The organism is Kitasatospora sp. NPDC057595 (assembly GCF_042800875.1).
In the GTDB taxonomy this organism is placed as follows: Bacteria; Actinomycetota; Actinomycetes; order Streptomycetales; family Streptomycetaceae; genus Kitasatospora.
This window is the reverse complement of sequence record NZ_JBHVGL010000020.1, coordinates 50,162-61,403: the sequence shown is the minus strand read 5'-3', so window position 1 is coordinate 61,403 and position 11,242 is coordinate 50,162. Positions and strand designations below refer to the sequence as shown.

Sequence of the window (11,242 nt, the reverse complement as noted above, 5' to 3'; positions counted from 1 at the left end):
AGGGGCCGGGCCGGCTAGGGCGCGGCGGAGGCGACGGACACGGGCGTGCCGTCCGCCTCGGGAGCGGGCCGCTCGGCGCGGAGTTCCGCGATGGCGGCCTCGAAGTCTTCCAGTCCGTCGTACGCCTGGTAGACGCTGGCGAAGCGCAGGTAGGCGACGACGTCGAGTTCCTTCAGCGGGCCGAGTATGGCCAGCCCGACGTCATGGGTGGTGAGCTCGGCGTTGCCGGTGGCCCGCACGCACTCCTCGACCCGCTGGCCGAGCTGGGCGAGCGCGTCCTCGGTGACCGGGCGGCCCTGACAGGCCTTGCGGACGCCGGAGATGACCTTCTCCCGGGAGAACGGCTCGGTGACGCCGCTGCGCTTGATGACCATCAGGGCGGCCGTCTCCACGGTGGTGAAGCGGCGGCCGCAGTCCGGGCACTGCCGACGACGGCGGATGCAGCTGCCGTCCTCGGTGGTCCGGCTGTCGACGACGCGGCTGTCGGAGTGCCGGCAGAAGGGGCAGTGCACCTGAGGATCCCTCCCTGGCAGGACGTGCGGACTGGTCGAGTCTATGCGATCCCGGGCCGCTGGTCGCAACCCGATCTTGAGGCCTCGACCACAAGTACTGGGCCACGGAGAGGACTGTAGCCACTACATCTAGGTCTGCGAGGGAAGTAGACCCATGGGCGTGTCGGCGCGGACTAAGATTCCGGGAGCGCCTTCCGCTCGAACATTTAATCGATGTACAACAAAGCCTTGATCGAGTCAGCCAACTCCCGAATAATTCACTCGAACGTGTGTTTGGCGCAACCTTTCGATACGGGGTGCGTTGGGCTGGAAAAAGGAGAGGACAGCCGTCGAGAGGGGCCGCCGTGAACACCGTCGAAAGCAACACCATCCCGGTGCAGGAACACTCCCAGCTCAAGGTGGGGCAGCGCACCACGAATCAGCAGAGTGTGGACAGCATGGACCGTAGCGAAGACCACCGCCCCCCGGGCCCGGGCCTTTCCGGCGTCGGCCGCGTTCCGGACCAGCCCATCGAGCACTCCCCCGTGCTGGACGACGCCCACCCCGCCCCGACCCGCTCCGCGCCCGGCCGCCCGCCCGGCATCCGGACCGACGAGGCCGGCCTCACCGAGCGCCAGCGCCGGGTGATCGAGGTCATCCGGGATTCGGTGCAGCGGCGCGGCTACCCGCCGTCCATGCGCGAGATCGGCCAGGCCGTCGGCCTCTCCAGCACCTCCTCGGTGGCCCACCAGCTGATGGCGCTGGAGCGCAAGGGCTTCCTGCGCCGCGACCCGCACCGCCCGCGCGCCTACGAGGTCCGCGGCGTCGAGGTGGCCCGGCCGAACACCGCCGAGACCGCCGGCCGCCCCTCCACCTCCTACGTGCCGCTGGTCGGCCGGATCGCCGCCGGCGGGCCGATCCTGGCCGAGCAGACGGTCGAGGACGTCTTCCCGCTGCCGCGCCAGCTGGTCGGCGAGGGCGAGCTGTTCGCGCTCACCGTGCGCGGCGACTCGATGATCGAGGCGGCCATCTGCGACGGCGACTGGGTCACCGTCCGCCGCCAGCCGGTCGCCGAGAACGGCGACATCGTGGCCGCGATGATCGACGGCGAGGCCACCGTCAAGCGCCTCAAGCGCGAGGACGGCCGGATCTGGCTGATGCCGCACAACCCGGCCTACGAGCCGATCAACGGCGACAACGCGACCATCCTCGGCAAGGTCGTGGCGGTCCTGCGCCGCCTCTGACGCCCGCTCCCGCACCCACCCCCGCACGCAGGAACCCGGCCCACAGGAAGGGGCTCCCCGCAGACCGCGCGGAGCCCCTCCGGACCGGCTCAGCCCCGCTTCACCACCGGCCGCACCGGTGCCGCCGAGGCATCGATCGCCGCTAGCGAGCGGCGCACCTGATTGCGGTCCGTGGTGTACCAGAACTCCGGCATCGAGGAACGGAAGAACCCTCCGTACCGCTTGGTCTCCACCCGCGGGTCGAGCACCGCCACCACGCCCCGGTCGTCCGCCGCGCGCACCAGCCGGCCCGCGCCCTGCGCCATCAGCAGCGCCGCATGGGTCGCCGCGACGGCCATGAAGCCGTTCCCGCCGCGCTGTTCGACGTCCTTCTGCCGGGCACTCATCAGCGGGTCGTCCGGCCGCGGGAACGGGATCCGGTCCATCACCACCAGCTGACAGGCCGAGCCGGGCACGTCCACGCCCTGCCAGAGCGACAGCGTGCCGAACAGGCAGGTGGTCGCGTCCGAGGCGAACTCGCGGATCAACTCGCCCAGGGTGTCCTCCCCCTGGAGCAGGATCCGGTGGTCCAGCCGCTCCCGCATCGCCTCGGCGGCCGTCTGGGCGCCCCGCATCGAGGAGAACAGACCCAGCGTGCGCCCGCCGGCCGCGCCGATCAGCTCGGCCAACTCGTCGAGCATGTCCGGCCGTTCCGGGTCCCGCCCGGGATCGGCCAGGTGCCTGGCGACGTACAGGATGCCCTGCTTGGGGTACTTGAACGGCGAGCCGACGTCGATCCCCCGCCAGTGCGGCACCGGCTCATCGCCGAAGCCCGTGCCCGCCGCCTCCGGGTTGTCCCCCGGGGTGCGGACGTCCGGCAGCCGGGCCTCGGACGGCAGGCCGACCGAGGCCGCCACGCCGTTGAAGTCCCCGCCGAGCTTGAGGGTGGCCGAGGTGAGCACCACCGAGCGCTCCTTGTACAGGCCCTCGCGCAGCAGCCCGGACACGCTCAGCGGGGCGACCCGCAGCGAGGCGGTGCCCAGCCCGTAGCGGTCGCTGCGCTCGATCCAGACCACGTCGTACTCGGAGTCCTGGAGCAGCCGGTCGGCGGTCTCGTGCAGCGCCTCGGCGGAGGCCATCGCCTGCTTGCGGACGGCGTCCTCGTCGCTGAGCCCCTTGTCCCTGGTCTCGCCGAGCGAGGTGATCACCTGCCGGGCGGCGTCCCGGATCGCGGTGACGGCGTACCCGAGGTACTCGGGCAGCTCCTCGACCCGGCCGGGCTGGGCGGTCTCCATCAGGCCGTGGTAGTTCTCGGCGGCGGCCTGCAGCGCGTCCACGGCCTTCTCGTTGGCGAGCCGCGCGGCCCGCTTCACCGCCCGGTTCACGGCGCCGACGGTCAGCTCGGCGGTGGCCGCGCCGGTGACCCGGTTGACCAGCTCGTGGGCCTCGTCGATGATCAGCAGCCCGTGCTCGGGCAGCACCGGCGCTCCCTCGATCGCGTCGATCGCGAGCATCGCGTGGTTGGTGACCACCACGTCCGCGAGCTTGGCCCGCTCGCGCGCCTTCTCCGCGAAGCACTCCTGCCCGTACGCGCAGCGGCTGGCCCCCAGGCACTCCTTGGAGGTGACCGAGAGCTGGGCCCAGGCCTTGTCGGAGACGCCGGGGGTCATGTCGTCCCGGTCACCGGTCTCCGTCTCGTCCGCCCAGTCGCGCAGCCGGAGCACCTCCTGGCCGAGCTTGCCGGCCGGACCGCCCATCGCCTCGACCGGGTCGAACAGGCCCTCGCCCTCGTCGCTCGGGGTGCCCTCGTTGGCCCGGTGCAGGCACAGGTAGTTGGAGCGGCCCTTGAGCATCGCGAACAGCGGCCGGCGCCGCAGCACCGGATGCAGCGCCTCCACGGTGCGCGGCAAGTCCCGCTCGACGAGCTGGCGTTGCAGCGCCAGGGTGGCGGTGGCGACCACCACGCGGTCCCCGTGGGCGAGGGCCGGCACCAGGTAGGCGAGGGACTTTCCGGTGCCCGTGCCGGCCTGCACCAGCAGGTGCTCGTTGTTGTCGACGGCGTCGGCGACGGCCTCGGCCATCCGGAGCTGGCCGGGGCGCTCGACGCCGCCGACGGCCTCGACCGCGGCGTGCAGCAGCTCGGGGACGCGGGCACGGGGGACGGCCTCGACCGGGGCGTCCGCGGAACTCCCGGCCGGGTCGGCGTCCTCGGCGGGGAGCTGGGATTCGGAGTCGTTCGTCATGACCCTCCCACCCTACGGGGCGGGGGTGACAATCCGGTCCCGTCGGCCGGGCAGCGGCACTTTCCCGTCCGCGGCGAGCGGGTTGGGCACGGTGCCGTGCCGGGCGGCGTGCGGGCGGTGCGGGCGGTCCCCGTAGCCGTCCAGCAACAGCCGGTTGCGGTTCAGGCAGAGCCGGTCGATCCGCGGCCGGAACAGGTCGAACAGCGCGAAGCGGTCGGCGAGTTCCGGGAAACGTGCCTGGTGGCGCAGCACCTCGGCGCGCAGCAGCGCCCAGAACCGCGCCTCGGCCAGACCGGTCCGCGCCTCCAGCAGCGGCGCCAGGTAGCGGTACACGCCGATGAAGAGCCCGGAGTGCAGAAACTGGCACAGGCCCTGCGGGTCCTCGCGCAGCAGCACCGCGTCCACCTCGGCGGGCAGGCCGCGCAGCTCCGGCAGGTCCTGGTCGCTGAGGTTGACGTCGTCGACGAAGTCCTTGACCGCCAGCCGCACCGGCACGTCCCGCTCGTCGAAGACGACGATGGCGTTCTCGCCGTGCGGGGAGAACACCAGCCCGTAGCGGTAGAGGAAGTGCAGCAGCGGCGGCAGCATCGCGGCGAACAGCCGGGCGGTCCACTCGGCGGGCGCGAGCCCGGAGCGGGCGATCAGCTCGGCGGCGAGCGGCCGTCCGTCGCTGCCGGTCTGCAGCAGGGCGGCCAGGGTGCGGGCGCGCTCGCCGGGGGCCAGCGCGGGGCCGAGCGGCTCGCGCCAGATCGCGCCCAGCAGCTCCTTGTACTGGTACGGGGCCTCGGGCAGCTCGCGGTAGAGCGGGTGGTCGACGGTCACGGAGGCGATCTCGCCGAGCAGCACCACCCGGCACTCGTCGCGCAGGAACGGGTCGGCGTCGCGCAGCCCGTGGATCCAGGCGGTGACGGCGGGCGCGGCGAGCGTGCGCTCGGTGGGCAGGCCGCGCCAGACCAGGGTGTTGAGGATGGCCAGCGGCAGCTTGACGGTACAGCGCTCCGGGTGGCTCTCGTTGAAGAACGAGCGGATCGACTGCTGGGGCAGCCGCAGGTCGCCGTCGGTGCCGAGCGGGACGATCTCGCCGGAGGCGATCCACGGGGCGAACAGCGGCAGCACGGTCTCGTCCCACTGCCAGGGGTGCACCGGCAGCAGCAGGTAGTCGTCGGCGGCGGCGCCGAGCGGGGCGCGCAGCGCGTCCGGGTCGTCCAGCTCGCGGCGGTACAGCTGCGCGGGGTCGGTGAGCCCGGCCACGCCCCGGTACTCGGCGAGCCGGCGGTGCACGGCGATCCAGGGCAGCGGGCGCGGGGCGCGGGCCTCGGGCGCCCAGCGGGCGGCGTCGGCGGCGGAGAAGCCGATCCGGCCCTTGTTGGGGACGATCCACGGGTGACCGCCCTGGCGGCCCTCCAGCGCGGTGTGGCCGAGGTCGGCGAGCTCGGCGGCGGTGAGCCCGGTGGCCAGCAGATGGGCGTCGGCGGTCAGCGTGGCGGTGAGTTCGCGCAGCAGGTGGCCGGTGGTGTCGCCGCGCAGGCCGAGGGCGTGCCGGGCGTGGGTGAGGAAGCGCAGCGGGTCGGGACCCTCGGGGGCGTCGCAGCACACCGAGCCGGGGTCGACGAGCCAGCCGTCGTAGGCGCCGCGGCGGGCGGTGAAGCGGTACTCGGCCCCGGGGAGCTTGAGCACGTAGCCGCCGGGGGCGCCGGTCTCGACGGGGGCGACGAGCTCCTCGTAGGCGAACTCGCCGAGCATCTTGGCCAGCAGTGCGCGGCCGGCCCGCTGCCAGTGCCCGGCGGTGAGCTGCGGCGGCAGGTACAGCGGCGGTTCAGCGGCCGGCGGTTGCGGCACGGGTCGGCTCCTGGGGTCGGGGAAGGGCTGGTGCGGGGACGGGGGCGGGCGGCGGCGCGAAGCCGGTCCAGGCGGTGCGCTCGGGCAGCCGGTGGACGGTCCGCCCGGTGACGGCGTTGAGGATCACCGCGGCGCGGTGGGCGCCGAGGCCCAGGTCGGGGGTGCCGACCCCGTGGGTGTGCAACTCGCCGTTCTGGACGTAGAGCCCGCCGGTGACCTCGGGCAGGGTGGCCACCCGGTGGTCGAGGTCGACCCGGTAGCGGCCGGCGGCGTCCCAGTCGACGAGGTGGGCGAGCGGTTCCAGGGCGGCCGGGCGGACGGCCCGGTAGCCGGTGGCGAGCACCACGGCGTCGGTGCGCAGCAGCCGCGCGGTGCCGGAGTCGGTGTGCCGGCAGTCGAGTTCGAGCCCGCCGCAGGGGCCGGAGCGGGCGTCGGTGACGGCGGTGCCGGGGGTGATCTCGACCGGGGCGTCGCCGACCGGCCGGCCGACGGTGCGCGCGTAGAGGTGGTCGTGGATCTCGGCGAGGGTCTCGGCGGAGGCGGCCTTGTGCAGCTGCCACTGGGCCTCGACCAGGCTGTCGCGCACCTCCCCGGGCAGGCCGTGGAAGTACCGGGTGTAGTCGGGGGTGAAGTGCTCCAGGCCGAGCTTGGAGTACTCCATCGGCGCGAGCGCCCGGGTGCGGGTGAGCCAGCGCAGCCGGACGCCGTCGCCGTCGTGGCGGCGCAGCAGGTCGAGGAAGACCTCGGCGCCGGACTGCCCGCTGCCGACGACGGTGATGTCGCGGGCGCCGGCCAGGCCGTCGCGCCGGTCGAGGTAGTCGGCGGAGTGGAAGACCCGCGGATGGCCGTCCAGGGCGGCGAAGGCTGCGGGGCGCACCGGCAGGGTGCCGACGCCGAGGACGACGTTGCGCGCCTCGACGGTGCGGGTGCGCCCGGTGGCGCTGTCGCGCAGCTCGGCGCGGTACCGGTCGCCGGCCCAGCGCAGGGCGGTGACCTCGGTGCCGAAGCGGCAGTTGGCGAGCCGCTCGGCGGCCCAGCGGCAGTAGTGGTCGTACTCGCGGCGGGTGAGCTGGAAGCGCTCGGTGAAGTAGAAGGGGAACAACCGGTCCTGCTCGCGCAGGTGGTTGAGGAAGGACCACGGGTTGGTCGGGTCGACCAGGGAGACCAGGTCGGCGAGGAACGGCACCTGCATCCGCGCGCCGTCGACGAGCATCCCGGGGTGCCAGCGGAACTCCGGGCGCCGGTCGCAGAAGAGGGTGCGCAGGCCGGGGACGGGCTCGGCGAGCGCGGCGAGCGAGAGGTTGAACGGGCCGATGCCGACGCCGAGCAGGTCGTACGGCCCGGGCGGGGGTGCTGGGGTGTCCATGGGGCGGGTGCAGTCCTAGGCGGGGTGCGGGGTCCGGTCGCGGACCATCAGGGCGGCCCGTTTGCCGGGCAGGTCGAGTTCGGCGGCGAGCCGGAAACCGGCCCGCAGGAAGGCCCGGACGGAACGCCGGTTGCGGACGTCGGGCTCGGCGACCACCCGTTCGCAGCGCGGCCGTTCCCGCAGGACGCGGTCGGCCAGGGCGGCGAGCAGGGTGGCGCCGAGGCCCCGGCCGCGGCTGGTGGCCGGGCCGAGCAGCAGGTGGAGGCCGGTGTCGTGGGGCCGGGCCGGGTAGTGCGCGGCGAGCGGGTCGAGGTCGGCGCGGTAGACCTCCCAGTAGCTCATCGGGGTGTCGTCGAGCAGGCCGAGGCAGGGCAGGCTGCTTCCGTCGCCGTCGAGTTGGCCGCGCAGGTGCCGTTCGGTGACGGCGGGCGGTCCGGCGAGCTCCCAGAAGGCGGCGACCTCGGGGTCGTTCATCCAGCCGGTGAGCAGGCCGAGGTCGGCCGGGAGCCGGGCGCGGCGCAGTCGGAACTCGCCGGCGGCGGTGGGCATGGCGCCCCAGCGGGCCGGGTCCTCGTCCGTGCCCGGCCGGGCCGGGCCGGCGGGGCCCGCGGTGCGGGCGGGGCCGCTCACGCGCCGGCCACCGGGTTGGGGATGTCGACGTACACGGACTGGGTGGCGACCGGGCCGACCAGTTCGTCCAGCCCGTTGATCCGGGTGAGCAGATTGGCCTTGCAGGGCAGGGTCGGCGCGTCCAGCAGCAGGCCGGGCAGCGCGGAGCCGGTGGCGGTGGCGGCGGGCCCGGCCAGGAAGCGGCGGAGCGCGGCCAGCAGCAGGGCCTCGTCGGCGAGCTGCTGGGAGCCGAGCGCGCCGACCAGTCCGAGCACGTGGTTGATGCCCAGGTAGTAGGCGAAGTGGTGGTCGATCACCGGGTCGTCGAGGAAGGTGTCGCTGTGCGCGCCGAGGCCGGGCAGCCGGGCGGTGAGCCGGTCGGCGGCGCTCTGCCGGTAGTAGTAGCCCTGGTTGTCGCGGTAGCGGCCGCCGCGTGGCCAGCCCTCGGCGTCCAGCAGTACCAGGCTGTTCTGCTGGTGGGCCTCCAGGGCGATGCCGGCCGCGCCGTCCAGCCAGAGGACCGGCAGCACGACGGCGTCCAGGTAGCGGAGGAACCATTCGGCGGTCACCGTGGGCAGCGGGCGGCCGGTGCGGGCCGCGAGGGTGCGCAGCAGGTCGCCGAGCCGGGACGGGACGGTGTCGCCGGCACGGGCGGCGTGCGGCCGTTCGGCGACCAGTCCGGCCACGCAGTAGACGCGGTCGGCGGGCGCGAAGGGCTGGGCGCGCAGCACGGTGTCCAGGCCGCCCGGGTCGCCGAGGCCCGGGTGGTCGACGCCGATCCAGGCGGGGTCCCGGACGACGTCGAAGCCGGGGTGCACGGCCCGCCACTCGGCGCCGAGGCCGCTCTCCAGCAGCCGGTGCATCTCCAGACCGCGGTGCAGTTCCTTGCGGAGGTTCTCCCGGCGGGAGTTGGTGATCCGCAGGCCCAGTGAGAGCTTGAGCATCCAGGGGGTGCCGGGCCGGTAGACGGTGCGCACCGAGGAGGTGGGGTACCAGGGGGCGCCGGACGGGCCGAGGTCGTGCAGTCGGCCCTCGGCGAGCAGTTCGGCGACGACGGGGCGGTGGGCGAGTTCGCGGGCCTGCCAGGGGTGCAGCGGCAGGGCGGCGGTGCCGGGCGGCAGCAGGGCGGGGTCGTCGAGGAACCCGGCGGTGATCCGGTCGGCGCTCCGGGCGACGGCGGAGCCGGCGGCGAGCAGCTCGCGGTCGACGGCGTACCAGTGCAGTTGGAAGGAGCCGTGCAGCTCGGGCGAGTAGGCGGCGCTCTGGGCGGGGCCGAGGCCGTCGCGGCTCTTCGGGGTGGGGTGCATCGGGTGGCCGAGCAGCAGGGACTGCTCGGCGGCGAGGAACTCCGAGCGCTCGGGTCCGCCGGGCACCGGGGCGGTGGCGGCGCGGTGGTGGACGAGGATGTCGGCGGTGCGGACCACCGAGTCGGCGACCCGGGCGGCGAGGTCGGCGACCTGGCCGGGGTCGGGCCGGTCGGCGGCCGCGGCGGCGAGCAGGGCGGCGGCGGTGACGGCGTCCACCGGGGCGTCGGCGAAGTCCCCCGCCGCGTTGGCCTCGCCGGCCGCGAGGGTGGCCGGGCCGAACCGGTGCCAGCCGGCCGGCGACCAGTGCCGGACCGGGGCGGAGAGCCGGGCGGCGCCGCCGAGGACGGCGATCCGCAGGTGGCCGTCGGGGCCGGGGGCGGCGCCGGTCTCCCGGGCCCAGCAGCGCAGCAGGGCCTCCAGGGCGGCCTGTTCGGCGGCGACGGCCGGGTCGGGATGGAGCAGAAGGTCGCAGGGGGCCGGGGCCGCGGTGGCGGCGGGGCGGCGGGCCGGGAGTCGGGGCGGGGCTCCGGTCAGGGCGGTGCTCAATGCTGCTCCTTGAAGCGCGTGGCGTGCCGACGCGCAAGGGGGTGGAGGGAACTGGCGGGCACTCGCACCCTCGCGTCAGGTAAGGGTTACCTATCCCTGAGGGGTGATCACAAGGACCGCTCACTCGTCCGGGTGAAGATCGGTGATTGTCCCGCCCGGGAGGGAACTCGGGTCCGTCGCGCGGCCGGCCCGTCCGTCCGCGCGTCACGGATCGGTGACCTTCGCCCGGAACCGGAACCCGGGGGCCGCCCGGGGCCGTCCTGCTGGCCAGTGGCAGACTCCAGGACGGCGGTCCGCCGCCGACACCGAACTACCAGGGGGACAGCACCATGCCAGCGATCCACCGGTCAGCCGCGGCGGCGCTCCTCGCCGCGGGGACCCTGCTCGCCGTCACCGCCTGCGGCCCGGACGGGCCCTCGGGCGGGGACGCCGTCGCAACGCCGCCCTCCGGCGGCCCCACCGCGTCCGCCTCCGCCACCGCCGCGGGGGGCGGCAGTGGCGTGATCGGCGGCATCACCCTGCCCTCGGGCCTGCCGACCGGTCTGCTGGAAGGCCTGCCCAAGAGCTGGGACGACCTGACGAAGTGGAAGTTCGAGGACTGGGACAACTGGGCGTCCAAGCACGTCTTCAACAACCCGATCGTCAAGGACTTCTGGAACCCGGACAAGATGGGCGACTCCAAGCCGGCCGACCCGGCGCCGCCCACCGCCAAGCCCGCCGACGACGCCGGGGTCACCGACCCCGAGCCGCCGGTGGTCAAGGCCGTGCCGGTGCCGCGCCCGTACACCAAGCAGCCCTCCGGCAAGGTCTTCTTCTCGGCCGAGGGCGGCCGCGGCAACTGCTCGGCCACCGTGATCCAGGACCCGGCGAACCCGGGCCGGAGCAACCTGGTCTGGACGGCCGGCCACTGCGTCCACCCGGGCAAGGGCGGCAGCTACTTCAAGGACCTGGTCTTCGTCCCGGCCTACAACAACTCGGGTGCCTCCAGCGGCGGCAAGAAGGCCCCGCTGTCCGAGCTGGCGCCGCTCGGCACCTGGTGGGCCAAGGACGTGGTGACCTCGCCGCAGTGGCTGGTCGAGGGCGGCGGCACCGGTGACGCGGCGAACCAGTACGACTTCGCGATCATGCGGGTGAGCAACCAGAACGACAGCGGCAAGTCGCTGGAGGAGACGGTCGGCGGGGCCGTCCCGGTCTGGTTCGACGCCCCGCGCGACAAGCTCGCGGTCGCCGCGATCGGCTACCCGCTCTACAAGCCGTTCGACGGCCAGGAGCTCTACAAGTGCGAGGGCGGGAAGCCGACCAGGCTCTCCTTCGACCCGAAGCGCCCGTCGATGCTCACCATCGGCTGCAACATGACCCAGGGCTCCAGTGGCGGCGGCTGGTTCGCGCCGATGCCGGACGGGAAGCTCGCGCTGGTCTCCAACACCTCGATCGGCACCCAGGACCACACCTCGCTGAGCGGGCCGTACCTGGAGACGGTCGCCAAGCAGGCGCTGGACTGGATCTCGAAGAAGAAGTAGCCCCCGGTCCCGGGTCTCCCCCGGGGCCTCCCGGCACCGGGCACGCGAACGGGCCCCGGTTCCCCCTCGTGAGGGGGGACCGGGGCCCGTGACCGTGC

At 74.3% G+C, this 11,242-nt stretch carries 8 protein-coding genes; 2 read left to right on the top strand and 6 right to left on the bottom strand.

Going from position 1 to position 11,242, the window contains the following annotated elements; all coding sequences use genetic code 11:
• Nucleotides 1-14 precede the first annotated feature (14 nt).
• Nucleotides 15-512, bottom strand: coding sequence for a transcriptional regulator NrdR (nrdR, locus tag ACFU9E_RS26765; protein WP_380684121.1), 498 nt, complete (start codon nucleotides 510-512; stop codon nucleotides 15-17).
• Nucleotides 513-949: 437 nt separating this feature from the next.
• Here nrdR and lexA point away from each other — a divergent pair, with 437 nt between their 5' ends.
• Nucleotides 950-1,735, top strand: coding sequence for a transcriptional repressor LexA (lexA, locus tag ACFU9E_RS26760; protein ID WP_380279596.1), 786 nt, complete (start codon nucleotides 950-952; stop codon nucleotides 1,733-1,735).
• 89 nt (nucleotides 1,736-1,824) lie between these two features.
• On the opposite strand, the gene ACFU9E_RS26755 is transcribed toward lexA, so the two are convergent.
• From ACFU9E_RS26755 to ACFU9E_RS26735, 5 genes are read right to left on the bottom strand one after another with little or no spacing between them, the layout of a single operon-like run.
• A complete protein-coding gene (locus tag ACFU9E_RS26755) occupies nucleotides 1,825-3,957 on the bottom strand; it encodes an ATP-dependent DNA helicase (protein ID WP_380684122.1) in 2,133 nt (710 codons plus the stop codon).
• 12 nt (nucleotides 3,958-3,969) lie between these two features.
• The gene (locus tag ACFU9E_RS26750) at nucleotides 3,970-5,796 is read right to left on the bottom strand and encodes an IucA/IucC family protein (protein ID WP_380684123.1); all 1,827 of its coding nucleotides are present in this window, start codon (nucleotides 5,794-5,796) and stop codon (nucleotides 3,970-3,972) included.
• Nucleotides 5,774-7,162 carry a lysine N(6)-hydroxylase/L-ornithine N(5)-oxygenase family protein gene (locus ACFU9E_RS26745; protein WP_380684124.1) on the bottom strand — a complete coding sequence of 463 codons (1,389 nt, stop codon included), beginning with the start codon at nucleotides 7,160-7,162 and terminating at the stop codon, nucleotides 5,774-5,776. Before ACFU9E_RS26745 ends, ACFU9E_RS26750 begins: the two co-directional genes overlap by 23 nt.
• A gap of 15 nt (nucleotides 7,163-7,177) precedes the next feature.
• Nucleotides 7,178-7,792: a GNAT family N-acetyltransferase gene (locus ACFU9E_RS26740; RefSeq protein WP_380684125.1), complete on the bottom strand. Its 615-nt coding sequence runs from the start codon at nucleotides 7,790-7,792 to the stop codon at nucleotides 7,178-7,180.
• Complete coding sequence (locus ACFU9E_RS26735; RefSeq protein WP_380684126.1) at nucleotides 7,789-9,624, bottom strand: IucA/IucC family protein; 1,836 nt, start codon at nucleotides 9,622-9,624, stop codon at nucleotides 7,789-7,791. The genes ACFU9E_RS26740 and ACFU9E_RS26735 overlap by 4 nt, the downstream gene beginning before the upstream one ends.
• Nucleotides 9,625-9,953: 329 nt before the next feature.
• Here ACFU9E_RS26735 and ACFU9E_RS26730 point away from each other — a divergent pair, with 329 nt between their 5' ends.
• Nucleotides 9,954-11,144, top strand: a complete 1,191-nt coding sequence (locus ACFU9E_RS26730; RefSeq protein WP_380684127.1) for a trypsin-like serine peptidase — start codon at nucleotides 9,954-9,956, stop codon at nucleotides 11,142-11,144.
• The last annotated feature ends 98 nt before the right edge of the window (nucleotides 11,145-11,242 follow it).

What these genes read in the sequence shown, in the direction of transcription:
- ACFU9E_RS26730 (WP_380684127.1), top strand. Translation starts at nt 9,954, where the DNA reads ATGCCAGCGATCCACCGGTCAGCCGCGGCGGCGCTCCTCGCCGCGGGG.
- ACFU9E_RS26755 (WP_380684122.1), bottom strand. Translation starts at nt 3,957, where the DNA reads ATGACGAACGACTCCGAATCCCAGCTCCCCGCCGAGGACGCCGACCCG.
- ACFU9E_RS26745 (WP_380684124.1), bottom strand. Translation starts at nt 7,162, where the DNA reads ATGGACACCCCAGCACCCCCGCCCGGGCCGTACGACCTGCTCGGCGTC.
- lexA (WP_380279596.1), top strand. Translation starts at nt 950, where the DNA reads ATGGACCGTAGCGAAGACCACCGCCCCCCGGGCCCGGGCCTTTCCGGC.